Annotated in this window: 21 protein-coding genes and 2 pseudogenes; 7 read left to right on the top strand and 16 right to left on the bottom strand. The window is 61.8% G+C overall.

Going from position 1 to position 25,118, the window contains the following annotated elements; all coding sequences use genetic code 11:
* From AC07FD_RS09855 to AC07FD_RS09870, 4 genes are all read right to left on the bottom strand, one after another.
* A partial coding sequence (locus AC07FD_RS09855; RefSeq protein WP_478349727.1) for a transposase occupies window positions 1-158 on the bottom strand: 158 nt, incomplete at its 3' end.
* A complete protein-coding gene (locus AC07FD_RS09860) occupies window positions 124-339 on the bottom strand; it encodes a hypothetical protein (RefSeq protein WP_478349732.1) in 216 nt (71 codons plus the stop codon). The genes AC07FD_RS09855 and AC07FD_RS09860, both read right to left, overlap by 35 nt.
* Before the next feature lie 331 nt (window positions 340-670).
* Window positions 671-1,345, bottom strand: a complete 675-nt coding sequence (locus AC07FD_RS09865; RefSeq protein WP_478349672.1) for a protein-L-isoaspartate(D-aspartate) O-methyltransferase — start codon at window positions 1,343-1,345, stop codon at window positions 671-673.
* A 544-nt stretch (window positions 1,346-1,889) separates the two neighbouring features.
* Window positions 1,890-2,687: a phosphodiesterase gene (locus AC07FD_RS09870; protein ID WP_136621989.1), complete on the bottom strand. Its 798-nt coding sequence runs from the start codon at window positions 2,685-2,687 to the stop codon at window positions 1,890-1,892.
* 888 nt (window positions 2,688-3,575) lie between these two features.
* Between AC07FD_RS09870 and AC07FD_RS09875 the strand changes: the two genes are divergently transcribed.
* Together AC07FD_RS09875 and AC07FD_RS09880 are read left to right on the top strand one after the other, a co-directional pair.
* Window positions 3,576-4,766: an NADH-quinone oxidoreductase subunit D gene (locus AC07FD_RS09875; protein ID WP_478349673.1), complete on the top strand. Its 1,191-nt coding sequence runs from the start codon at window positions 3,576-3,578 to the stop codon at window positions 4,764-4,766.
* 547 nt (window positions 4,767-5,313) lie between these two features.
* Window positions 5,314-5,637 (top strand): hypothetical protein, encoded by a 324-nt coding sequence (locus AC07FD_RS09880; protein WP_478349674.1) that lies wholly within the window; start codon window positions 5,314-5,316, stop codon window positions 5,635-5,637.
* Between the two features lie 496 nt (window positions 5,638-6,133).
* Here the strand turns inward: AC07FD_RS09880 and doeB are convergent, their stop codons facing one another.
* The 10 genes from doeB to ehuR form a co-directional block, all read right to left on the bottom strand.
* Window positions 6,134-7,135, bottom strand: a complete 1,002-nt coding sequence (doeB, locus tag AC07FD_RS09885) for a N(2)-acetyl-L-2,4-diaminobutanoate deacetylase DoeB (protein ID WP_478349675.1) — start codon at window positions 7,133-7,135, stop codon at window positions 6,134-6,136.
* Between the two features lie 5 nt (window positions 7,136-7,140).
* Window positions 7,141-8,319 carry an ectoine hydrolase DoeA gene (gene doeA, locus AC07FD_RS09890; RefSeq protein ID WP_478349676.1) on the bottom strand — a complete coding sequence of 393 codons (1,179 nt, stop codon included), beginning with the start codon at window positions 8,317-8,319 and terminating at the stop codon, window positions 7,141-7,143.
* Between the two features lie 138 nt (window positions 8,320-8,457).
* Complete coding sequence (locus AC07FD_RS09895; RefSeq protein ID WP_478349677.1) at window positions 8,458-9,450, bottom strand: cyclodeaminase; 993 nt, start codon at window positions 9,448-9,450, stop codon at window positions 8,458-8,460.
* Window positions 9,447-10,439 (bottom strand): hydroxyectoine utilization dehydratase EutB, encoded by a 993-nt coding sequence (gene eutB, locus AC07FD_RS09900; RefSeq protein WP_478349678.1) that lies wholly within the window; start codon window positions 10,437-10,439, stop codon window positions 9,447-9,449. Before eutB ends, AC07FD_RS09895 begins: the two co-directional genes overlap by 4 nt.
* A gap of 5 nt (window positions 10,440-10,444) precedes the next feature.
* Entirely contained in the window at window positions 10,445-11,224 is a 780-nt protein-coding gene (eutA, locus tag AC07FD_RS09905) for an ectoine utilization protein EutA (protein ID WP_478349679.1), read from the bottom strand.
* 6 nt (window positions 11,225-11,230) lie between these two features.
* Window positions 11,231-11,890 carry an ectoine/hydroxyectoine ABC transporter permease subunit EhuD gene (gene ehuD / locus AC07FD_RS09910; RefSeq protein ID WP_478349680.1) on the bottom strand — a complete coding sequence of 220 codons (660 nt, stop codon included), beginning with the start codon at window positions 11,888-11,890 and terminating at the stop codon, window positions 11,231-11,233.
* Window positions 11,890-12,549, bottom strand: coding sequence for an ectoine/hydroxyectoine ABC transporter permease subunit EhuC (gene ehuC / locus AC07FD_RS09915; protein WP_478349681.1), 660 nt, complete (start codon window positions 12,547-12,549; stop codon window positions 11,890-11,892). The genes ehuD and ehuC overlap by 1 nt, the downstream gene beginning before the upstream one ends.
* Window positions 12,550-12,727: 178 nt before the next feature.
* Window positions 12,728-13,579, bottom strand: a complete 852-nt coding sequence (ehuB, locus tag AC07FD_RS09920; protein ID WP_478349682.1) for an ectoine/hydroxyectoine ABC transporter substrate-binding protein EhuB — start codon at window positions 13,577-13,579, stop codon at window positions 12,728-12,730.
* A 63-nt stretch (window positions 13,580-13,642) separates the two neighbouring features.
* Complete coding sequence (gene ehuA, locus AC07FD_RS09925) at window positions 13,643-14,428, bottom strand: ectoine/hydroxyectoine ABC transporter ATP-binding protein EhuA (protein ID WP_478349683.1); 786 nt, start codon at window positions 14,426-14,428, stop codon at window positions 13,643-13,645.
* Between the two features lie 124 nt (window positions 14,429-14,552).
* Window positions 14,553-15,938 (bottom strand): MocR-like ectoine utilization transcription factor EhuR, encoded by a 1,386-nt coding sequence (gene ehuR / locus AC07FD_RS09930; RefSeq protein ID WP_478349684.1) that lies wholly within the window; start codon window positions 15,936-15,938, stop codon window positions 14,553-14,555.
* An 83-nt stretch (window positions 15,939-16,021) separates the two neighbouring features.
* Here ehuR and AC07FD_RS09935 point away from each other — a divergent pair, with 83 nt between their 5' ends.
* The 5 genes and pseudogenes from AC07FD_RS09935 (at window position 16,022) to AC07FD_RS09955 (ending at window position 22,278) form a co-directional block, all read left to right on the top strand.
* Complete coding sequence (locus AC07FD_RS09935) at window positions 16,022-16,507, top strand: Lrp/AsnC family transcriptional regulator (protein WP_478349685.1); 486 nt, start codon at window positions 16,022-16,024, stop codon at window positions 16,505-16,507.
* A gap of 140 nt (window positions 16,508-16,647) precedes the next feature.
* Window positions 16,648-18,141, top strand: coding sequence for an NAD-dependent succinate-semialdehyde dehydrogenase (locus AC07FD_RS09940; RefSeq protein ID WP_478349728.1), 1,494 nt, complete (start codon window positions 16,648-16,650; stop codon window positions 18,139-18,141).
* 38 nt (window positions 18,142-18,179) lie between these two features.
* Entirely contained in the window at window positions 18,180-19,559 is a 1,380-nt protein-coding gene (locus AC07FD_RS09945) for an aminotransferase (protein ID WP_478349686.1), read from the top strand.
* Window positions 19,560-19,568: 9 nt separating this feature from the next.
* Window positions 19,569-20,677, top strand: a pseudogene (locus tag AC07FD_RS09950) (alcohol dehydrogenase family protein).
* Window positions 20,678-21,179: 502 nt separating this feature from the next.
* Window positions 21,180-22,278: pseudogene (locus AC07FD_RS09955) on the top strand (IS3 family transposase).
* Between the two features lie 687 nt (window positions 22,279-22,965).
* Here the strand turns inward: AC07FD_RS09955 and AC07FD_RS09960 are convergent.
* Both AC07FD_RS09960 and AC07FD_RS09965 read right to left on the bottom strand, forming a co-directional pair.
* Window positions 22,966-23,181: a hypothetical protein gene (locus AC07FD_RS09960; protein ID WP_478349687.1), complete on the bottom strand. Its 216-nt coding sequence runs from the start codon at window positions 23,179-23,181 to the stop codon at window positions 22,966-22,968.
* A gap of 414 nt (window positions 23,182-23,595) precedes the next feature.
* Window positions 23,596-25,092, bottom strand: coding sequence for an aldehyde dehydrogenase family protein (locus AC07FD_RS09965; RefSeq protein ID WP_478349688.1), 1,497 nt, complete (start codon window positions 25,090-25,092; stop codon window positions 23,596-23,598).
* Window positions 25,093-25,118: the final 26 nt, after the last annotated feature.

Raw genomic sequence — 25,118 nt, forward strand, 5'->3', positions numbered from 1 at the left:
CACGGGCTCCCCGTCCGTACGATCCAAAGCACTGCCTCGATAAAGCGGCGGCTGTCGCCTCCGCTTCGTCCAGGGTCCGTCGCCTTGCCAAGGCAATGCGGTTCCATCTTCGCCCATTGGGCATCAGTCAGCACGAATCGTTCCATCAATCGTTCCATCAAAAGCTTGAATCACGATCAAGCCCGAAGTGGAATCCTGAATATCAACAACCCCTAGTCCGTAGGATCGCAGTTTGTCCGTGTCGAAACCATTATCGAAGTTACCTGGCCCGATGGCGGAGTGTTGCGGATTGCGCTCGATCCAAGAACCGGTCCGTCCAACAAGTTGAGCGGAAGCCATCTCAAAAACGGTCCAGGCTGTGCGTCGTCAGGATGGTAGCCGAACCAACGAAACAGCCAATCAGGGGTCCCTTCCTTCGACCTTTAGAGATGAGCGACCCATTTGCCCTCTGGTAGGCAAACTGGCTGGATAAGGGTCTTTGAGAAGCGCGCACTACGACCGCGCCGGCATGATCGCCAGCGGCTGCGACCGGCGGCTGCAGGCGTGCTCGACGAGTTAGCGTTGCGCCATGGATGTCAAAAGATCGGCGATGCCATCTAGCGGCCGTGTGATCGATGCGGCGCGCGTTATCCTGATCTTCCAGCACAGCTCCGCGCAGTTGCACCCCTCATTAGACCGTTTCGAGCCGACTGAACCGAACTGGGATGAGTTTCCGAGTCTTGAGTTGCCCTGCCGCGACCTTGTCGATGACAGTCAGCAACTGTACTTTTTCAGATCCCACAGGCAGAACCATGCGCCCCCCTGGCTTGAGCTGCTCAAGCAAAGCCGGCGGCGTCGGCTCAGCCGCCACCGTGATCAGGATCTTGTCGAATGGGGCGTGCTCAGGCCAGCCGCGAGACCCGTCTCCGACACGAATGCCGACATTGGAGGTGCCGAGGCCCTGCAGGAGAGCCTCGGCATCGCTTGCGAATTCCTCGATGATTTCGACGCTCCAAACCTGCGAGGCGAGTTCCGCGAGGATTGCGGTTTGGTAGCCCAGGCCGGTGCCGATCTCGAGCACTGCCTCGTGCGGTTGGGGAGCAAGGAGATCGGTCATGAGAGCGACCATGAAGGGCTGCGAGACGGTCTTATCGAAGCCGATCGGCAGCGGCATGTCCTGGTAGGCATAAGGCGCGACCACGGCTGGAACGAAGAGATGCCGTGGCACCCGCCGCATCGCTGCCATCACCCGCTCATCGAGCGTCGCCTTGCCGAGTTCTTCGCTTGCAAGGTCGGCATGGATTGCAATCACCTCGACCATGTGCCTGCGTAGAACCGCGAGGTGCTCTTCGTTCATCGGCTTCATGACGGTGGGCGTTCCTCAACCAGTCTGCTGCCTGATAGCCTTATAACCTGTTCGTCTTGTCACAGTAACCATGTCGTCGAGAACGCGGCTTCGGTTGGGGCGGGTTGTACCGCCCTGCTATTTCGTCGCCGTCCTTGGTGCTCTCCCGTTCCTCGCACCGGGGGGTGGAACGGCGTGCGCATCAGAAGCTCGCCAGCCAGGCGACAACACCGATATAGCGAATCGCCAGCCAGTTGAGCACCAATAGGCCGAAGGCCAAAACGACGCCGAACCCTGCGCTGTCGCTCACCGGCTCCTTCCCGTGCTGATCGTGCGTGATCTGGTGATTGACGATGACCGAACCTGGGCGAGCCAGCAGCGCTATTCGCGCTGCAGGCGAGGCGAGGGCGAACGCCGGCACAGCCGGCGCGGCGCTTCCGTTGCATCTACGCCGCCTCCGGACCGTCACTACTGCGCTGTTTGGATGCGCGTTCCGGCCTCCGCTTCCGCCGAGGCCAGCAGCAGCGGCTCATTTCTCGAGCTTCCACGAACAACCGGAATAAAGCTAAAAATCGCGACTCGGTCCGTAGTCGCCGATTGGCGCGACATGCGAGACCAAGCCGGTCTCGGGCGACCAGGCGTGGAGCGCAAAGCCCGGAGGCTCGAGGATAAATCGGATGGGCTGGCCCGGGCGAAGATCAAGCGCCAGCTGATGCGCCACTCCGGGCACAACGAAGCCGACCGTGCCGGCCCAGCGACGGGTGATGGGGCGATGGTGATGGCCGGCGACCACGCATTCAATTTCAGGATGGCTTTCGACAAGCCCCGCGAATGCGCTGTCGGTTCGGCACATCGTCGCGTCCATCCCGCTGACACCGGTAACGAAGGGTGGGTGATGCATGAAGACCAGCGTCGGGCGACCGTCCCCTTCAGCGAGACGATCGGCAAACCAAGCCGCTCGTGCGGCGCAGATAGCACCGCCGACCTTTCCCGGCACCACCGTGTCGAGGCCGATGAGCCGAACTGGAAAATCCTCGACAACGTAATGCAGAAAATCCTCAGCTTGGCGCAGATAGGGATAGGCCGCGGCGAGGCCGTCGCGCATCGTCTCGCGCCGGTCGTGATTGCCCGGAATGACGAATACCGGCATTGCCAGACGGGACAGGATATCAACCACGAGAGCGTACTCGTCCAGGCCCCCGCTATCGGCAAGATCGCCCGTGACGAGGACGCAATCGGGAACAGGGTCCAGGGCAGCGATCGTGGCAATGGCGCGCCGCGTCATGGCATTGGTGTCGATGCCAGCATATACCATTTGGCCAACGGGATGGACATGGAAGTCGCTAATCTGCGCAACGAGCATGGAAAGAAGTCCAAGTGGAGGGATAACCGGGGGCCGGTTGGCGCCCGTGCGGTGAATGGAGTGGCGCCGATGCGGATCGGTACCTTACCTGCTCCGAAGCCGTGAGCTTTCGGAGCCCTGCTATCTCATCGGAGCCTGAGTTTCCTGGCAAGGCGTTCGGCCCATCCTCGGGGGGAGACCGGTAATTTTGCTGGGGTAAATTCCGCCCCTTGATCGAGGTAATCCATTCGATCGTCGCGGCCATGACGAAAACGACCGTGTTGGATCGGACCTTGCTGCCAATCCCTGTAGACACTACCCCAGCAAAATTACCGGTCTCACGATTTACATGTCCAAGGCAACAGCTCCGAGGCACGGCTTTCACCATTGGGCACATCTGTGGCAGCCGAGGGCCACAACTAAGGGATACTCTTTGTTGCCATCAAGATGATCCTCTTTTGAGCAAACGGGAACGGAAAGATCATGCGCATGCTGACGACAATCGCCGTCCTTTTGGCACTCGGCGTGGCGTCGCCAGTTTACGCTCAATCCCCGGGCGCGCAACTTCCCCCAGATGTAACCCAGGCTCCGCCAACTTTGTGTGACCAGGCTTCACGAGCGTAGCGGTCATCGACATCGAGGATTTGCCTCCGGAAATTAGATCGGAGGTCGATGCCGTGATTACCCAAACGAGCTCGGAAGGGTAGTATATCCTGCAAAGTTCGATCGATGCGACGCCACCTGCCGTGTCGGTGTCGGCAGCGGTCGGGCTGGATTCGTCGCATGTGGTCGCTGCCAACATCGGTGACGATGGCCCAGACGACGACTTGATTTGATCGTCGGTCAGGCGCCGCACTTTGCATCGGGCATTCGAGATCGACTGCGAACTACGAGGCCGGAAGGATCGCCATGGCCGAGGCCGCAATTCGCAACTTCACCATCAATTTCGGACCGCAGCATCCGGCCGCGCATGGTGTCTTGCGGCTCGTGCTTGAACTCGATGGCGAGGTCGTCAAGCGCGTCGATCCGCATATCGGCCTGCTCCATCGCGGGACCGAGAAGCTCATAGAGCACAAGAACTATCTGCAGGCCCTGCCCTATTTCGACCGGCTCGACTACGTCGCGCCAATGAATCAGGAGCACGCATTCTGCCTCGCCGCCGAGAAGCTGCTCGAAATATCGGTTCCCAGGCGCGGACAGCTCATCCGTGTCCTTTTTTGCGAAATCGGCCGGCTTCTGTCACACCTTCTCAATGTGACGACGCAAGCCATGGATATCGGCGCGCTGACCCCGCCGCTCTGGGGTTTTGCCGAGCGCGAGAAGCTGATGGTCTTCTACGAGCGCGCATCCGGCGCCCGCATGCACGCGAATTATTTCCGGGTCGGCGGCGTGCATCAGGATCTGCCTCCGAAGCTTCTGGACGACATCTGGGATTTCTGTGACCCGTTCCTCAAGGTCTGCGACAATCTCGAAGTGCTGCTCACAGACAACCGCATCTTCAAGCAACGCAACGTCGATATCGGCGTGATCGGTCTTGACGATGCCTGGGCTTGGGGCTTCTCCGGCGTGATGGTACGCGGATCGGGCGCGGCCTGGGATTTGCGCAAGGCGCAGCCATATGAATGTTACCCCGAAATGGATTTCGACATTCCCATCGGCAAGAACGGGGACTGCTATGACCGCTATCTCGTCCGCATGGAGGAAATGCGCCAGTCTGTACGGATCATGAAGCAATGCCTGGAAAAATTACGATCGCCGGAAGGCCGGGGCCCGGTCGCACTTCCAAATCAAAAGATCACGCCACCGTCGCGTGCCGAGATGAAACGCTCGATGGAAGCGACGATCCATCATTTCAAACTTTACACGGAAGGGCATCACGTGCCCGCCGGAGAGGTATACGCTGCGGTCGAAGCACCGAAGGGTGAGTTCGGCGTTTATCTGATTTCCGATGGCAGCAATGTTCCGTACCGGTGCAAGATCCGAGCACCCTCCTTCGCCCATCTGCAGACGATGGATTTCTTGTGTCGGGGCCACATGATCGCCGATGTCTCCGCGATCATTGGTTCGCTCGACATCGTGTTCGGAGAGATCGATCGTTAAGCCGAGTTGGCACATCTCGGCTGCTGGAAGATAGGCCTACAATCGCAGGATCATCCGTGGTTCATCGAAGTCGCGCAAAAAAAGCCCGCCGGAGCGGGTCTCTCTGGCCTGTTGCCGGTTCAGTGGACAGGCAGCGACCAAGTTGACCCTACCCAGCCGTCAGGGAATAACAAATCCGAAAAGAACGGCTCGCCCTTTCACAAGGCGGGCCGTTCGTTCGCTTTTTACAGAAGATACGAAAACGCCGCTCGACCGGAAGGGAGCGGCGTTTATCAAGTGTAGCGTCCTGAGCAGGTCGCGGATTGCCGCGAGCCTTGACAGATATTGCGGGTTGGCCGCGCCATCGGAGGCCACCTGATGGTGAGCCTGAATTTCAGACGGAGCGATTTGGCGATTGAGACGTCATCTCCCAGAACTGTTGACGCCAGGCAGAGGTTCGACCCTCTAAGGGGACTGGCAATCTCGGCCTTGATTAACCCCGCCTTCTGATCTGACGCTGCCGTTGCCACCGGACGGGCGCGGTGCCTGAAGCTTGAAGGAAGCCTAGATGCAGTCAGCAAGGACACCTAAGGAAACATTCCTCGCATTGGTGCACGGCATATGCCAGGCAAGCGCGGACCTTTCAGAATTCTATGCCGAAAACACCTCGGTCGCGCATCCATTCGACCCGCTGAAACGGCCTGGACTTGCGGGCCGTGAGGCACTTCGACAGCATTTCGATGGCATGCGAGGGGTTCCGACGCTCAGATTGATGCCGACGGACATCTATGTCCACGAGACAGCCGATCAGGAGGTCATCGTCGCTGAATTCAGCTATGCGGGGCATGTGATCGCAAGCGTCAACATGTATCCTACCCGTGCATCTTCGTGATGCGCGTGCGCGATGGGGAGATCGTAGAGTCGCGCGACTATGTCGATCATCTGGGATCGGCCGAAGCCCGCGGTATGCTGGGCGACTTTCTGGAGAAGATCAGGCTAACGCGGCTGGCGGCTCCGTCAAAGGGGGCGGCAGCAACGCCTTCAGCGTAGGATCGGCCAGACACTGAGCCTCAACGGCAAATGGTCAAACCGCGTGTCGTAGTCATGATCGCCCAGCGCGGCACTGGCACTTGGCGCCGCGTCCAGGGCCTGGCTACGGAAGCGGTCAATCGGCTGTTCACGTTCACGGCGGCTTCGTTGACGGTTCCAGATGGGGCGTCCATACGGCGGCGATGCAAGGGCATCTGGCATCGGCCCTGCAGTCCTCAACACTGAGATCTGTCCGCTTGCCACCACCACCGCGCAGTGGGGCATCTAGCCTAACGCGGGTGCTGCCGCGTCGTTGGCGCCGAACACATCTCGGCATTGCAGTCGCTTCTTATTTGTCGTCAACCAACCCGAACTGCAATGACCGAAATGCAGTCTCCCGCCTTGACCAATCCCGGGAAATGCCGCGCCGCCAGCAGGCCCGACATTTTCGCCCTGATCTCCTGAGGAGCGACGCCGGTACGGCCGATGCCGTGGATACGCGCGACAACCTGCCCATTCTCGACCTCCTCGCCGAGATCGACCATCGTCTCGATCATTCCATCGTCCTCGGCGAACGAGAAGCAGTCGGCCGACGGCATATCCAGCCACTGGCTTCGAGTCGTCTCGACCGCACCAGCGACAATGCCGGCGTGTCGCAAAACGTTGAGCACGCCGCGTCGCGCGATCCGCATTGTTTCCGCGCGGGACGTCCCGCCGCCGCCTAGCTCGGTGGTGATGAACAGTTTCCCCATCTCTTCGGCGGCGGTATCGAACATGCCGACCGCGTCGATTTCCAACATCTTCATCGACCAGGGTGCCGAGAACGCTTCGACCGCCGCGAACCCCTGCGCTTCCAGCGCCTTGTCGGGCCGGATATGGGCGGCGCAGAACGGCACGAAATCGAGCGTCTTGCCACCGGAATGAAAGTCGAGCGCAATGTCCGACCGCGGCAGCAATTCGCGCTGGAAATAATCGGCGATCTTCTCGGTCACCGTACCGTCCGGCCGGCCGGGAAAGCTGCGGTTCAGATTGCCTCTGTCGATCGGCGAGGTGCGCGTGCCGGCGCGAAAGGCCGGGTAGTTCATCGCCGGCACGATGATTACTGTACCGCTGACATGCTTTGGATCGAGCGTCCGAGCCAATTCATAGAGCGCCAGCGGCCCCTCATACTCGTCGCCATGGTTGCCGCCAGTAAGCAGTGCAGCCGGCCCCTTGCCGTTGCGAATGACGCAGATCGGGATCATCACCGACCCCCAGGCTGAATCGTCCCGGCTGTAAGGCAACCGAAGGAAACCATGCTGCACGCCGTCGCGGTCGAAATCGACGGTTGGCGAAATTGGCGATGGGCGCAGATTGGACATCGGCTTCAATCCTTGACCACCAGCTTGCGCGGCACCTGGGCCAGACACTCTACACCGGTTTCGGTGATCAGGATGGACTCGGTGATCTCGAGCCCCATCGTCTCCAGCCACAGGCCGGTCATGAAGTGGAAGGTCATGCCCGGCTTGAGCTCGGTGCGGTCGCCGGGGCGCAGGCTCATCGTGCGCTCGCCCCAATCCGGCGGATAGGAAAGGCCGATCGGATAGCCGGTGCGGTTATCCTTGACGATGCCGTACTTTTTCAGCACGGCGAAGAAGGCGTTGGCAATGTCCTCGCAAGTGTTGCCGGGCCTTGCCGCGGCAAGCCCAGCATCCATACCTTCCAGCGTCGCCTTCTCGGCATCAAGGAATTCCTGCGTCGGCTTGCCGAGGAACACGGTGCGCGACAGCGGGCAGTGGTAGCGATTGTAGCAGCCGGCGATCTCGAAGAAGGTGCCCTCGCCCCGCTTCATCGGTCTGTCGTCCCAGGTTAGATGCGGCGCCGAGGCGTCAGTGCCCGACGGCAGCAGCGGCACGATCGCCGGATAGTCGCCGCCGATACCATCGACGCCGCGCGTGCCGGCATCGTAGATCTCGGCGACAAGGTCGCATTTGCGCATGCCGACCTCGATCTTGTCGACGATGCGCTGATGCATTGCTTCGACAATGCGGGCGGCCTTGCGCATATAGTCGATCTCGGTCGGACTCTTCACCGCACGCTGCCAGTTGACCAGAGCGGTGGCATCGACAAAGCGGGCATTGGGCAAATGCTTCTGCAATGACGCGAAGGCGGCAGCCGAGAACCAGTAATTGTCCATCTCGACGCCGATGCTGAGCTTGCCCCAGCCGCGATCGGCAAGCACGCTGGCGAGATAATCCATCGGGTGGCGCTCGGTCGACTGCACGTAGTGGTCGGCATAGCCGACGATGTTGCCATGCGCGAGATAGGCGGTGCGCTTGGCGCCGTTGGCATCCTGGCCGCGGCCGTACCAGACCGGTTCCCCCGATGGCGGCACGATGACCGCCTGGTGCACGTAGAACGACCAGCCGTCATAGCCGGTCAGCCAGGCCATGTTGGAGGGATCGCTGACGATCAAAAGATCGACGCCCTTCACCGCCATGGCATGCCGGGTCTTGGCGAGGCGTTCCGCATATTCGCCGCGCGAGAATTTCAGGTTCGGCATCATTCTTTTTGCTTCCTTGTTTGTTGGGCCTTGGAACCCGCTTCAACTTGGTTGAATCTGGCTCCAGGTAATTTTTGTTTGAGCATGATCTCTTTGGAAAACCGGGTTCCCGCTTTCCGGATCATGCTCTTGCGGCCAGCATCAGCTTTCGAAAATGGTTCCGGCATCGGCCGTCCGCGCCCGGTCGCGGGCGAGCGTGGCAATCGCCGTGTCCTGCACACCCGTGCCGGTGAGATCGGCGATGGTGATGTCGCTGGCCGAGCGCCGGCCGTGTTTTGTGCCGGCGATGATCTGACCGAGTTCCGTCACCTCCGCATCCGAGGCCATCACGCCCGCCGCGATGGCGTGATGCAGTTCACCCAAGCGCCGCGTCTGGCTGGCACTGTCGGCGACATAGAGATCCGCCATGCGCAGGATGGCCGGCGCGATCTCGTTCTTGTGCTCGGCGTCCGATCCCATGGCGGTGATGTGCTGCCCTGCAGAGACGAAGCCAGCCTTGATCAGCGGTTCGGTCGACGGCGTTGTGGTCACGATGATGTCGGCGCCGGCGACCGCCTCTGCCGCATCAGCTTCGGCATGCACGGCGATGCCGAGCTTTTCGCGCAGGGCGGCCGCGGTCATCCCTGCCTTGGCGGCATCGCGCCCCCAGATGCGCGCCTCGGCGATCGGCCGCACCAGCATGAGCGCTTCGAGCTGCAGTCCGGCCTGCACGCCGGCGCCGAAGATCGCAGCCACCGTGGACTCTGGCCGTGACAAATGTTTCGCCGCGACCGCGCCGGCCGCCGCCGTGCGGACATCGGTGAGATAGCCGTTGTCGAGCAATAGCGCCTCGACCAGGCCTGTTTTGGCCGACAGCAGCACCATCATGCCGTTGCCGCTGGGCAGGCCGAGTTTCGGGTTGTCGAAGAAGCCGGAGCTGATCTTGACGGCGAAACCGTCGATGCCTGGCACATAGGCGGATTTCACGTCGACCTCGCCGCGATGCTCGGGAATGTCCAGCCGCAGGATCGGCGGCATCGCCACCGGCAGGGTGGCGAGTGCGCGGAAGGCGTTTTCGACGCAGGCGACGGCATCGAGATCGAGTGTCACGATCGCCCGCAACTCGGCTTCGGTGAGGATCGTCATCCGGTTCATGCGGCACGCTCCTTCGGCGATGGCGCCTCACCGCAGACGAGCTTGCGGTGCAGACCCATATCGATGTTGCGGCCGGAGAGAAGAACAACCACCGGCCCGTTCGCGTTGACCTTGCCGGCGAGCAGCGCCGCGATGCCGACCGCGCCGGCGCCCTCGACGATCTCGCGCTCCCGTTCGTAGGCATGGCGGATGCCGGCGGCGATCTCATCCTCGCCAAGCAGGATGACATCGTCGAGCAGGTCGCGGCACATGGCGAAGGTCAGCCGGTTGTCGAGGCCGATGCCGCCGCCGAGCGAATCCGCCAGCGTCGGCAGTTCCTCCACAGGCACCGGGCGCCCGGCATCGAGGCTTGCCTTCATCGCCGCACCGCGCGCCATAGAGACGCCGATAACTTTTGTGCGCGGGCTGACGCCCTTGACTGCTGCCGCCACGCCCGATGCCAGCCCGCCGCCGGACAGCGGTACCAGAACCAGCGCGGCATCCGGGACCTGCTCGATCATTTCCAGCCCAAGCGTGCCTTGCCCGGCGATGATATCGGGATGGTCGAAGGGCGGCAGCATGACCAGCCCCTCCTCAGCCACCAGCCGTTCGACGTCCCGCTGCGCATCGTCCTGGCTGTTGCCCACGATGTGCACCTCCGCGCCGAGGCGGCGGATCTCATCGAGCTTGTTGCCCGGCACCAGACGCGACATGCAGATCACCGCGCGCATGCCTTCGAGCTTCGCAGCATGCGCCAGCGCCCGACCATGGTTGCCGGTCGAGGCCGCGACCACGCCGCGTGCCTTCTCCTCGGCACTCAGCGAAGCGACAGCATTCGAGGCGCCGCGCAGCTTGAAGCTGCCTGTGGCCTGGCGATGCTCAAGCTTGAGGTAGACCGGCGCGCCCAAATGTGCGGAAAGACTCTGAGAAAGCGCGGTGGTCGTCTGCTCGGCCTTGCCGGCAATACGCTCGCGGGCCGCGCGGATCTGCTGAAGTGTGACCGGTTTCATGACCATCAATCTCGCGGCAAGGGCAGCGTCATCAGACGGCCAAATTCGGGATGGGATGTCTCGTCGCCGCAAAGCCGCAAGCAGTTCCACGCGGTCGCCTGGTTGCTGGTCACCACGGAACGGCCGATCGCCTCTTCCATGCCGGGGGTCGCGAGTGCGCCCCGCAGCGCCGTGCAGGACACGAACAGCGCGTCAGCCTGCGCGTGGGTCGCCTGACGCGCCAGGTCGACCAGGGCTGCCGGCGCGATGCGCGCCATCTCGCGGTCGTCCTCGAAACCGAGACAGGTGAAACTGGCGATCTCGAAACCGCGTTCGGCGAAATAGGTCGCCATCGGCCTAGAGGTTTCGACCGTGTAGGGGGTGAGGATGCTGACCCTTCTCGCGCCCAATGCGTTCAGACCGCGCACGCCGGCCATTGGCGGCGTGACGACAGGCACGCAAGGCTTCGCGGCCTGGATCGCCGCCTCAACCTCAGCATCGCCGATGACCACCGAGGCCGAAGTGCAGGAATAGCAGATAGCGTCGAGCGGCTCGTCGGGCAGGATGAGTGCGGCGCCCGCCGTCAGCGCCGGCTGCATCTTGCGCAAATTCTCAGGCGTCGTCGGATTGGCATAAGGAATGCGCGCGACATAGACGCCGATCCGCTCGCTCGCCACCATGCGGCAAAAATCCGGTTCGCTCGTATGGTCGGTGGCCAGGATGATCAGGCCGACGCGCTTGTCGAGCGGACGCGCATCGAGCGCAGGCCTTGTCGGCATCAGTCTGATTTCGGGCAGCGGTTTCATAAAAGACTACCTCTCGATCTTGCCATAGCGACGCTCCAGCCAGCGCAGCAGCACGACCGAGAAAAGGCTGATGACGAGGAAGAAGGCGCCGACCAGCGTGATCGGCTCGATGTAGCGATAGTAAGTGTTGGCGACGCTCTTGGCCTGATTCATCAGCTCCAGCACGGTGATCGCCGAGAGCAGCGGCGTCTCCTTGAACATGGCGATGAAGTAATTGGCGAGCGCCGGGATCATCGGCGGAATGGCCTGCGGGATGATGATGTGTGTCCAGGTCTGCGTGGCGCTCAGATTGCAGGCCTTGGCGGCCTCCCACTGGCCGCGCGGCACATTGTCGATGCCTGCACGATAGACCTCAGCGGTGTAGGTGCCGTAGTGCAGCCCAAGCCCGATGACGCCCGCCACCAACGGCGGCAGCAGGATGCCGATGTCGGGCAGCACATAGAAGATGAAGTACAGCTGCACCAAGAGTGGTGTGCCGCGGATGAATTCGGCGAGCCAGCCGACGCTGCGCGACAGCAGCCGGTTGGGCGAGCGCCGCGCCAGCGCAATGCCCAAGCCCACGATCGCCGCCAGAACCGAGCCGAGCAGCGTCGCCAGGATGGTGATCTTCACGCCCTGGATCAGCGTCGGCAGGATTTCCCAGACAAAGTTCCAATCCCAGTCCATCAGACGCGCACCCCGTCGAGCCCGCGCGCCATGCGGCGTTCGAGCGAACGCACGCCCCAGGAAATCAGCAGCGCCAGGATGAAATAGATGATGAGGATGGTGGTGAACGGCACCAGCGTGTTGCCGGTCTGCGAGCGTACCACTTGCGCCTGGAAGGTCAGGTCGGTGAGCGAGATCAGCGAGACGACAGCGGTGGCCTTGAGCAATTCGATGGCGTTGTTGCCGAAGGTCGGCAGCATGAGCAGCAACGCCTGCGGCAGAATGACGTGGCGCATGCCTTGCCAGCGGCCGAGATTGAGCGCGATGCAGGCCTCATACTGTTCGCGGCCGATCGACTGGATGGCGCCGCGCACCACTTCCGCCGCGTAGGCGCCGACATTGAGACCCAGCGCCAGCACGCCGGCCTGCAGTGGGGTCAGCGATACGCCGGCAAAGGGCAAAACGAAATAGGCCCAGAACAGCTGCACGAAGATCGAAGTGCCGCGGAAGAACTCGATATAGGCGGTGGCCAGCGCGCGCAGCACGAAGAAGCGCGACAACCGCCCCAGCCCGGCGAGAAAGGCCATGATCAGGGCAAGCACCGACCCCATCAGCGTCAGCTCGATGGTAACAAGCGCTCCCTGCAATATCAGGCCGAAATAGCCGGACCATTGGGTCATGAATTTCGACGTTCTCCAACGTTAGCAATTAGGCGAGGCGGTGACCCTTGGTCCGTCTCCCCGTTCACGGGAGAAGATGCCGGCAGGCAGATGAGGGGCGGCTCCAAGCTCGCCGAAACTTGCCTGCCCCTCATCCGGCCCTTCGGGCCACCTTCTCCCCGTTGAGAAGGGAAGTGAGCTACTTCGCCGAGCAGAGCTTGTCGCGCGTCGTCGACATCGCCGCTGCCGCCGAGAAGCCATAGGGTTCGATGATCTTGGCGAACTCGCCCGACTTCTTCATCTTGGCCAGTTCGACATCGTAGGCATCGCGCAGCGCCTCGTCGCCCTTCTTGAAGGCGGCGCCATCGCAATAGACCGGCGCGCCCTGCACCGGCGCGATGACTTCGAGGTTCGGATCATTGGCCTTCTTCACCAGGTCGTTGATCGACAGCACAGGGAGAGAATAGGCGTCGATGCGGCCGTCCTGCAGCATCTTCACGCCGCTCTGGCCATCCGGCACGACGATGACGCGCTCGCGCGGCACGCCGGCATTGAGTGCCAGCTTCTCCTCGGTGCCACCGCCCGGCGCACCGATCGTCGCACTCGTGTCCTTGGCGATGTCCTCGTAGCTCTTGAAGCCCTTCGGATTGCCCTTCTTCACCAGCATTGCCTCGGCATCGCACAGCACCGGCTCCGAATAGACGACAGCCGCGCAGCGCTCCGGCTTCATGAACAGGCCGGCGGTGACAACGTCGAAGCGCCCGGCCTGCAGGCCGGGGATCATGGCGCCATATTCGGAGATCGAGGCGACGATGTCGCCGATGCCGAGGCGCTTGAATATCTCGCGTGCCACGTCAGGTGCCGCACCCGAAACCTTGCCGTCGGCCGCGACCGCCGTATACGGCGGCTCGTTGGCGATGGCGACACGGGCAAAGCCTTGCGCCTTGAGCTGCTCGAGCTTGCTGTCATCGGCCGAACCCGCTGTCGAGGCGGCCAGCACCGCCGTCAATGCAATGCCGGCGACACCGGCCAGAATGCCAAGTTTCTTCATTGTTCCCAACTCCTTGTTTGTCTTCTTGGTTTGCTTGGGGCGCTCTTCCGCCCCGCATGACGGTCAGACCCGATGTCCGGCCGCGATAATCTTCTTCAGGAAGCTCTGTGTGCGCTCCTGCTTGGGATGACGGAAAATCTCATCGGGTTTGCCTTCCTCGACGATCTTGCCGCGATCGAAGAACAGCACCCGGTCGGCGAAATCATGGGCGAATCCCATCTCGTGGGTGACCAGCAGCATGGTCATGTCGGTCTCGGCGGCGAGCTTGCGCATGACGTTCAACACCTCCTCGACCAGCTCCGGATCGAGCGCCGAGGTCACCTCGTCGAACAGCATGATCTTCGGCGACAGCGCCAGCGCGCGGGCGATCGCGACGCGCTGCTTTTGGCCGCCGGAAAGCTGCGCCGGCATGTTTTTGGCCTTGTCGGCCATGCCGACCATGTCGAGCAGTTCCATCGCCCGCTTTTCGGCGGCGGCGCGCGGCGTACCCTTGGTCAGCATCGGCGCCAGCGTGACATTGTCGATGACGCATTTGTGCGGGAACAGGTTGAACAGTTGGAAGACCATACCGATCTTCTGGCGCATTCTGGTCAGATGCCGCTCGTCGGCGGGGAGCAACTGGCCATTGCGCTCCATGTGGTAGAGCTGCTCGCCGTCGATCTGGATGTAACCGCCGTCGATACGCTCCAGCGTCATCAGGATGCGCAGGATGGTCGTCTTGCCCGAGCCCGACGGACCGATCAGCGCCAGCTTCTCGCCTGGCATGACCTGCATCGACAGGCCGTCCAGCACCTTGAAGCTGCCGAAGCTTTTGGAAATGGCGTCGATCTTGATGATGGGCGTTGGCACTGCAGTTCCCCGTGCTGGAGAAGCCTATGCCCTTAACGATGCGGAACGCGCGAAATCATGTCAATTAGGAAAATAATATCATGACAATATTTCTGGCCTCGCACAATTTCAGGGCAATCTCTGCCTAGATGGCCAGCAGCAGATGCTCGGGATCGCCAAGCAGCAACTTGGAAACAACGCCGAGCCCGGCGCGCAGTTCCCCCTCGGTGGTCGAGCCCAGCGAGATGCGCACCGCCGGATGCCAGGGTGCTTCCGAGATGCGGAAGGATGTTCCCGGCGCGATCGCCACACCCCGCAGGCGAGCCTGAGCGACAAAACTTTCTTCGGCGCGGTCGCCGGGCAGCGGCAGCCACAGATGCAGCCCATCGCGATGGGCGCGATAGTCGACACCTGCAAGCACTTCCGAAGCGATGTCCTGTCGCCGCCGCAACGCCGAACGTTGCCAGCGCACAAGATCCATCGCTGTGCCGTCGGTCACCCATTTGGTGGCGATCTCGGCCACCATCGGCGTCGCCATCCAGTTCGAGACGAGGTGGCGGTTGGCAACGGCGGCGACATAGCGGTCGGGTGCAACGAGATAGCCGATGCGCAGGCCGGGCACGGTGGTCTTGGTGAAGGAGGTGACGTAGAGCGTACGCTCGGGCGCGAAAGCCGCAACCGGCGGCGGCCGGTGCTCGACCAGCGGACCCAGCACATCGTTCTCGATGACGGCGATGTCGTGCTTGCGCGCAACCGCCGCGATCTGCTCGCGCCGCGCGGCATCCATCAGCGTCGCGGTCGGGTTGATTACCGAAGGCTGCACGAACACGGCCCGGATGTCCGACAGCCGGCAAGCTTCGTCCAGTGCCTCCGGGATCAGACCGTTATCGTCGATCGGCAACCCCTCCAGATTGAAGCCGAGATAGCGCGCCAGAGGCACCAGGGTGTGATGGCCGATCGCCTCGCTGGCAACGGTCGAACCGGGTGGTGCCACGCTCATCAGCGCTACCGTCATGCCGGCCGTGGCGCCATTGGTCAGGCTGACATTCTGCGGCGACACATCGAGACCACATAGCTTCAGCCATTCAACCGCCACCGCACGGTGGCGCGGAAAGACCATATTGGGTCGGAACGACAGCGCCGAGCTCGACGGCAAGTTCTCGGCCAACCAGCCCAGCGCCTGTTTGAGCCGCTCCAGATGCATCGGCTCGCAGACCGGCTTCAGGATGGAAAGGTCGATGACCTCGCCCAGACGCTCCGGCAGATAAGGCGGCTCCGGCTCACGGCGCTGCGTCTGGACAAAGCTGCCGCGGCCTATTTCGCCCGAAATCAAACCGCGCCGGATCAGTTCCTCATATGCGCGGCTGACCGTTTGTACCGACAGCTTGAGGTCGTCGGCCAGGCGGCGATGCGTCGGCAATCGCGCCCCGTTAGCCAGACTCCCGTCATGGATGGCGCGCGCGAATTGGTCGGCGAGCGACAGATAGGCCGGCCGGCGGATGAGTGTGGGATCGGGCTGCCACAATGTCATGACATATTAGAGATCGAAATCAGTGCAATTGACAATCGAAATAATGCACCGTCATGGTGCTCGTGACGAAAAAGTGGACACTGATGGCTGCTGCGAAACTCGATCCGATCGACCTCAAAATCCTCGACGCCATCCAGCGTGACGGGCGCATCACCAAGCTGGCGCTGGCCGACAAGGTCGGCCTGTCGCCGACGCCGTGCTGGATGCGGCTGCGCAAACTGGAAAAGGCCGGCATCGTGTCGGGCTATTATGCCAGCATCGCCATGCGTTTGATCGCGCCTGTTGCCACCGTGCTGATGGAGGTGACGCTGGCAAGCCACCGCCAGGCTGATTTCGACCGCTTTGAGCGCGTCATCCGCGACATCCCCGAGATCGTCGCCTGTTGGTCGGTTGGCGGTGGCGTTGATTATGTGCTGAAGGTGATGGCGCGCGACATCGACGCCTATCAACGGCTGGTCGACGGCTTGCTCGAACGCGAGATCGGCATCGACCGCTATTTCACCTACATCGTCACCAAGACGGTGAAGGACGAGACTGTTTTGCCGGTGGCCGATCTCTTGCCCGTGTAGCCGTGGTGGCGCGGCAGAGAGATCGTCTGCGCGCGTAGCGCAATAGAGACGTTCTCTCTACACAGCGGTGCTTAAACAGCCTCTTCCCTTCGTGCGACACACGTAGTCTGGCGACATCACCCAACCGGGAGTAGCCGATGATGTCCGCGCATTTTGCCCGCTCGCACCGCCATCAAGCGCTCGATCGCCTCGCCGACCGCCGGCTGCCGCGCGAGCTCGGCTATGTCGACGGTCACTGGACGGCGAGCGAGGCGGCTGAGAGCTTCGAGGTCACCGACCCGGCCACCGGCGCCACCATCGCCTTCGTCGCCGCACTCGATGCACGGCAGACGACAAAGGCGATCGACGCCGCGGTGCGCGCCTTTCCGGCTTGGCGGTCGCTGCTGCCGCAGGAGCGCTCAAAAATTCTGCGAAAATGGTTCAAGCTGATCATCGCCGCCAAAGACGACCTCGCTCTGCTGATGACCTTGGAACAGGGCAAGCCGCTAAAGGAGTCGCTGGGCGAGATCGACTATGCCGCCTCCTTCGTCGAATGGTATGCCGAAGAAGCAAAGCGCCTGAACGCCGAGAGTGTGACCAGCCATCTGCCGAACGCGGAAATGATGGTTCGCCGCGAACCGCTCGGTGTCGTCGGTGTCGTCACGCCGTGGAATTTTCCGTCGGCGATGCTAACCCGCAAGGCAGCGGCCGCCTTCGCCGCCGGCTGCACGATCGTCGCACATCCTTCTTCGGAAACGCCGCTGTCGGCGCTGGCGCTGGCCGAACTCGGCGAACGCGCCGGCCTGCCCGCCGGCGTCTTCAACGTCGTCACCGGCAAGGCTTCAACCATCGTCGGCCGGATGTGCGAAGACCCGCGCGTCCGCGCCATGAGCTTCACCGGCTCGACCGAGATCGGCAGGCTTATCGCGGCACAGAGCGCGCCAACCATGAAGCGACTGGTGATGGAACTTGGCGGCCACGCGCCGCTGATCGTCTTTGCCGATGCCGATCTCGACAAAGCCGTGAGCATTGCCATCGACGCCAAGTTCGCCACATCGGGCCAGGATTGCCTCGCAGCCAACCGCATCTATGTCCAGCGACCGATCTACGATCGCTTCTGCGCCGCCTTTGCACGGCGCATCGAGGCGTTGCAGACCGGCAATGGCCTCGCTGATGAAACCGACATTGGTCCATTGATGCACGAGCGCGCCGTCAACAAAGTCGAAGAACAGGTCGCCGATGCGCTGGCCCATGGCGCGCGTTGTCTCACCGGCGGCGCGCGGCATGCTGCCGGGCCATTGTTCTACCAGCCGACGCTGCTGGCCGATGTCGCCGACGAGGCGCTGATCATGCGCGAGGAGACTTTTGGTCCGGTCGCCGCCCTAACGCCGTTCGACAGTGAGGATGAGGTGATCGCCCGCGCCAACGCCACCGAATATGGCCTCGTCGCCTATGTCGTGACCGAGAACGGCGCCCGCCAGCATCGCATGGGCCGCGCGCTCGACTACGGCATGGTCGCCATCAACCGCATCAAGATCACTGGCGCGCCGATCCCGTTCGGCGGAGTCAAGCAATCCGGCATCGGCCGCGAAGGCTCGCGCCACGGGCTCGAAGCCTTCACCGAACTGAAGTATCTCTGCCTGGATGTTGCGTAGGCGCGGAGCAAGGTTTTTCTTTTTCAAGGAGTAGCAAAATGCTCGACCAGTCCAACGAACTCGCCGCCTGGGACCGCGACCACCTCTTTCATCCCTCGACCCATATGGGGATGCACGCGCGCGGTGAATCACCGACGCGGGTCATGGCCGGCGGCGAGGGCGTCATCGTCTGGGACAACAATGGCAAGAAGAGCATCGATGCCTTCGCCGGCCTCTATTGCGTCAATGTCGGCTACGGTCGCCAGAAGATTGCAGACGCCATCGCCGCCCAGGCGATGAACCTCGCCTACTACCACGCCTATGTCGGCCACGGCACCGAGGCGTCGATCACGCTTGCCAAGATGATCATCGACCGGGCGCCCGAGGGCATGTCGAGGGTCTATTTCGGTCTGTCCGGTTCCGACGCCAACGAAACCAACATCAAGCTGATCTGGTACTACAACAACGTGCTGGGACGGCCGGAGAAGAAGAAGATCATCTCGCGCTGGCGCGGCTATCACGGCTCCGGCGTCATGACCGGATCGCTGACCGGGCTCGACCTGTTCCACAACGCTTTCGACCTGCCGCGCGCGCCGATCCTGCACACCGAGGCGCCCTATTACTTCCGCCGTGCCGACCGCTCGATGAGCGAGGAGCAGTTCTCGCAACACTGCGCCGACAGACTCGAGGAAATGATCCTTGCCGAAGGGCCGGAGACGATTGCCGCCTTCATCGGCGAGCCGATCCTCGGCACAGGCGGGATCGTGCCGCCGCCGGCCGGCTACTGGGAAAAAATCCAGGGCGTGCTGAAGAAGTACGACGTGCTGCTGGTCGCCGACGAGGTGGTGACTGGCTTCGGCCGTCTCGGCACCATGTTCGGCTCCGACCATTACGGCATCAAGCCGGACCTGATCACCATCGCCAAGGGCCTGACCTCGGCCTATGCACCGCTATCGGGCGTCATCGTTGCCGACAAGGTCTGGCAGGTGCTGGTGCAGGGCTCCGACAAGCTCGGCTCGCTCGGCCACGGCTGGACCTATTCGGCGCACCCGATCTGCGTTGCTGCCGGTGTCGCCAACCTCGAACTGATCGACGAGATGGACCTTGTGACAAATGCCCGGGAGACTGGCGCCTATTTCCGAGCCGAACTGGCCAAGGCCGTCGGCGGTCACAAAAATGTCGGCGACGTGCGCGGCGACGGCATGCTGGCGGCGGTCGAATTCGTCGCCGACAAGGACGATCGGGTGTTTTTCGAAGCTTTGCAGAAGATCGGCCCGCAGGTGGCGACCGCACTTGCCGCAAGCGGCGTCATCGGCCGCGCCATGCCGCAGGGCGACATCCTCGGCTTCGCGCCACCGCTCTGCCTGACCCGCGAGGAAGCCGACATCGTCGTGTCGAGGACCGCCGATGCGGTGAAGAGCGTGTTTGCCAATCTCTGAAATCGATCCATGGATGCCATGACCAAGACCCTCCCCGCCACCATGGCCGCCGTGCTTTTGACAGGGCACGGCGGACCCGAAAAACTTGTCTACCGCACCGATGTGCAAGTCCCTTCGCCCGCTCCGGCGAAGTCCTGGTCAAAGTCACCGCTTGCGGCATGAACAACACCGACGTCTGGGTGCGCCAGGGCGCTTATGGCACGGAGGAGGACGCGGCTGCCGTGTCGACATGGCGGCGGCAAGGCAACACGCTGACCTTCCCGCGCATCCAGGGCACCGACACCGTGGGCCACATTGCTGCCGTCGGCGCCGGCGTCTCGCCTGATCGTGTCGGTGAAAGGGTGATGGTCGATTTCTCCATCTACAACCGTGACGACGATTCACTTGCCGACATCGACTATATGGGCCATGGCCGCGATGGCGGCTACGCCGAATACCAGGCGGTGCCGGCCACGAACGCCCATGTCGTCGATACCGAACTGACCGATATCGAGCTCGCCACCTTCTGCTGCGCCTATCTCACCGGTGAGCAAATGTTGGAGCGCGCCGGGCTGAAGGCCGGCGAACGCGTGCTGGTCACCGGCGCGTCGGGTGGCGTCGGCTCCGGCATCCTGCAACTGGCGCGGGCGCGTGGCGCCATCCCCTATGCCATCGTCGGCAAAGGCAAGGAGCAGGCCGTGCGCGACATCGGCGCCGAAGCGGTGATCACCCGTGGCGTTGCCGACCTGCCCGCCGCCGTGACCGAGGCGACCGGCGGCCAACCCATCGATGTGGTCGCCGACCTCGTCGGCGGCGCGATCTTCAACGACCTCTTGCGCATCCTGAGGCCCGAGGGTCGCTACACTACGGCTGGCGCCATTGCCGGCCCTGTCGTGCAACTCGATCTCAGGACCATGTACCTGAAGCAGCTGCAGCTTCATGGCTCGAGTCAGGGCACACGGGCGGATTTCCGCCGCATCGTGAGCTACATCGAAGAGAAAAAGATCAGGCCGCTGGTCGGCGGCGTCTACAGGCTGTCCGACTTCCACCGCGCTCAGGCGGATTTCATCGCCAAGGATTTCGTCGGCAAGCTGGTGGTGGTGCCAGACGCGATGTGGAACAGCAAGACCCATCTCTGAGCAACGGCCGGCATTTGATCGACTACTCCACTCTGAATGTTCAGAGTGTCTCGGTAAGGAGTTCAAGAGGAACGACCTTTTTCCTGTTCCGGACCGCATATTACGCGACTTTGACCTCATTCAGGTGCGCTTAGCCAGCTCAGTGTGGGCGCGATAACCTCAGGGCGAAGCCCGCCGATTTGCACGCCATTCTACGCCGTTACCCTATGCCACACCGATGGCGCTTTACATCCATCGCCCGGTGCGTTTCAGATTGGTCAGGCTGTTAGAAAGGAGCACGAATCCAACGCATATAACCTATTGAAATCACTATCAAATATTTTTCAGCCCCGCGCAAAATCCGACATCAGAACCGTCAAAAAGTTACGCTTTTGATTTTAGAGGGAAAAATCGCCACGAAAAATATTTCGAGGCTTCGCCAACTATCGGGACCAATCGTGACCTGAGACCCTAAAGCTCCTCCAGTTTTTGGTAGAGTCCGTCTGATCGAGGAGACGGACGAATGAAGCGTTCACGGTTCACGGAACAACAGATCATCGCGATTTTGAAGGAGCAGGAGGCGGGAATGAAGACCGCCGATGTCTGCCGCAAACACGGGATATCGGAGGCGACTTTCTACAAATACAAGGCCAAGTTTGGCGGCATGGACGTTTCCGATGCGCGCAAGCTGAAGGCCCTGGAGGAAGAGAATGCCAAGCTGAAGAAGCTGCTGGCCGAGCAGATGCTGGACAACGCCATCCTGAAGGATGTCGCTGCAAAAAAATGGTGACGCCCGATGCCAAGCGATGCGCTGTGGCCCACGCCTGCGATCAGCATGGGGTGAGCCAGCGTCGGGCGTGCAAGGCTCTTTTCGTCGATCGCTCGAGCGTTCGCTACAAAAGCACCCGGCCGGATGATGCCGTCTTTCGAACCGCGATGAAGACGGTGGCCGCGGAGCGGCGGCGCTTCGGCTACCGGCGCATCCACATCATGCTTGAACGGCAAGGGATGGTGATGAACCAAAAGAAGCTGCGGCGGCTTTACCGGGAGGAGAAGCTGCAGGTTCGCAGGCGTGGCGGCCGCAAGCGGGCCTTGGGAACGAGAAGGCCGATGATCGTGCCGGACCGGATGAACGAGCGTTGGTCGCTCGACTTTGTCAGCGACGCCTTCACGGACGGCCGGCGGTTCCGGGTTCTGGCCGTCGTCGACGACTTCACGCGGGAATGCCTGGCGCTGGTCGCTGACACATCGCTGTCAGGCGCCCGCGTGGTCCGGGAACTGGACGCCATCATCGCCCGTCGCGGCAAGCCCTGCACAATCGTCTCCGACAACGGCACCGAACTGACCTCGATGGCCATCCTCAAATGGTGCGGGAGAGCGGCGTCGAATGGCATTACATCGCGCCCGGCAAGCCGATGCAGAACGGCTTCGTGGAGAGCTTCAACGGCCGATTCCGCGACGAATGCCTGAACGAAACGCTGTTTTCCACCCTCGCGGAAGCACGGGTGGCGATCCAGTTCTGGAAGGAGGACTACAACCGGCACAGACCACACTCAGCGCTGGGCAACATCACGCCCAGCGAATTCGCCATGAAAATGGCACTGGAAAAACAGGCCGCATGAGGCCAGAAATGAAGCCTCGGACTCTCCATTGAACTGGAGCAAAAATGGGTCTCAGGTCACTACCGGCCGCCTCTCGTCACCAACGAGTCTTTGCAAACAAGTCGACCTTGCTGGAGACCAGTTCCATCGATCCCGCTCCGAGCTGCTCTTGGCGGGCCCGGAGGGCGTATTAAAATCATTGATTTTGTTGAGTTTTTGGTGGGCCAAAATCAGAAGTCTTCCCGTATCGTTCCGCATGCTCCCGCCCCGATGGCCGACATAGCGAAAACCGCCGATACTGACATTCGCTGATGCGACCATCTGAATGGAGAGTTCCTCTCGAAACAAAACAGCACGATAATCTTTGTGCACAACAATCCTCACGGTAGCCGCCGCCTGCCGACAGCCTCTTGCGTGGTAGTAAGTGTCTTGACCACCAAGGGGCGTCGCCCTGCGCCCGCAAGAGGAAAGAGCTTCGGCTTCACCCGAGAATTACAGGGACACCGGCCGCCCATGAAAAAACCCGCTGCCGGGAGGAAGTGGCAGCGGGTTCGATCTGAAGCTTGCCACGGGAGGAGGTGTGGCTCGCTTGTATCGGCATCGCATCTGGGAGGAGTAGATGGCCGACGCTGTGAAAGTCGCTGAGTGGTGGTCATTGTGCAATGCACAATTTTGCATGGGTGCAGTGCGAAATTGCCATCCCGGACGCTATTTCTTGATAATGTCGCCGTGGTTCAGGTCGAAGGCCCGAGCGTCGCCGGCCTGCTTGTAAAAATCGTCTTGAAGTTCTCCCCACTCGCCGAGGTAACCGCCGCAACTGCTGCAATGGATGGGCGTGTGCTCGGTGGAGTTGGCGGGGATATCCATCTGGATCGTCCCGCACGTCTTGCAATCGAGTTTGTGGTCGAGCCGCTTGGGATCCATGGAGGTTAAATACTCCTGTGCACACTCACCGTCCAGAAACTTCAGGGCGACCCTGTCCGGTGCTGCATCCTATCCTGATTTCGACCAACCCGAATGAGCCGGCGTTGAGGTGTATCGAAATCGCGGCTTCAAATCACGCCAACCGTTTTCCAAGGCCGCGGCAGTGTTAGGACTCGACCGACGCGGTCGGTTCATGTCGGAAACCACACGTTTGTTCATCGTCTAGCGGCGTTCACATCCTGAGCAGACGGATATCCAACCACCCATTCGCTGCAAATCTTCATGGTTTGCTTCGTGGGCTTAGGGCCATCGAACATGCCGCTGAAGTCCCATCGGGGTAACGGAGCTTCCCCGACAACATGGGGCGTTCTCCAGCGAGGAACAGAACATCCTACATCAGCTCTCTGGCAGCTTTCAGAGCGACATTATGACCGACTTGGTCTCTGTGTAGAGGTTCAGGCCTTCTTGTCCCCTTTCCCGGCCCCAGCCGGATTGCTTGAAGCCGCCTGTGGGAATGGCCGCGTCCACCGAGCCGTGCACATTGACCCCGATCCGGCCGGCGCGAATGCGCCGCACCATCTTGTGGGCAATGCTCAGGTCCCGCGTCCAGACGCTGCCGGCGAGCCCGAAGATGCTGTCATTCGCCTGTCTGGCGATCTGCTCCAGATCGTCATCATCGAAGCTCATGGCGCACAGGACAGGCCCGAAAATCTCTTCCTGCACCACCGCCATGTCGGGCCGCGTGCCTGTCAGCACCGTTGGGGCGATGAAGTTGCCCTCATTGCCGATGCGCGTGCCGCCAAACGCCACCGTCGCGCCGGCGCTCCTGCCCTGCTCGATATAGCTCATTACGCGGTTGCACTGGATCGGGGAAATGACCGGTCCCATTTGGACGCCTTCGCTGAGGCCATGGCCAACCCGGATATTTCCGGCTCGCTGGCCGATGCCGTCGACGATCTGATCGAAAACCTTCTTGTGGGCAAACAGTCGCGATCCGGCGGTGCAGACTTGGCCGCTATTAGCGAAAATTCCCTGCGTGACGCCGGGAATTGCAACCGAAAGGTCGGCATCGGGAAAGACGATGACGGGGGACTTGCCTCCCAGTTCCAGGGACACCTTTTTCAGATTGCCGGCGGCTGCCTTGACGATGACGCGGCCGACTTCGCTGGAGCCGGTAAAGGCGACTTTATCGATTTGCGGATGCGCCGCGATGGCTGCGCCCGCGGTCGGTCCGAACCCGGTTACGACATTGACCACGCCATCGGGAATGCCGGCCTCCTGAACCAGTTCCCCGAATCGCAGTGCCGTCAGCGGCGTTTGCTCCGCCGGCTTGAGCACGATCGTGCAACCGGTGGCGAGTGCCGGAGCGACCTTCCAGGCCAGCATGAGAAGCGGCGCGTTCCAGGGAATGATCTGGCCGACGACGCCGATCGGCTCACGCACCGTGAAAGCATGGTACTTGTCCGGCGCAGAGATCGAAATGGTTTCCCCGGTGATCTTGGTCGCCCAGCCGGCCATATAGCGGAACATATCCACGCTAAGCGCAACGTCCGAATTTCGCGCATTGGCCAGCGGCTTGCCATTGTTGAGAACTTCCAGCTCGGCCAGCTCGTCGGCATTCTGCTCCAGCAGATCGGCGAGTTTCCAGAGGAGACGGCCGCGCTCGCTTGGCGTGATGCCGTTCCATGGACCTTCGAAAGCCCGCCTGGCTGCTTTGACGGCGTTATCGATATCGGCGGCATCTCCTTCCGGAACTTGCGCGATCACGCGCCCGGTGCCGGGATCGTAAGTGTCGAAAACCTTGCCGGACTGGGCTGGCACCCATTTGCCATCGATAAGGAGTTTTTTCTCTTGGCGTAAAAAGGATGCCGCCTTCTCGCCAATTTGAAACTGCCCTGCATGTGTGTTCATCGAACTCTCCATTAGTATCGAGAAGC

This window comes from Mesorhizobium waitakense, from assembly GCF_056431085.1.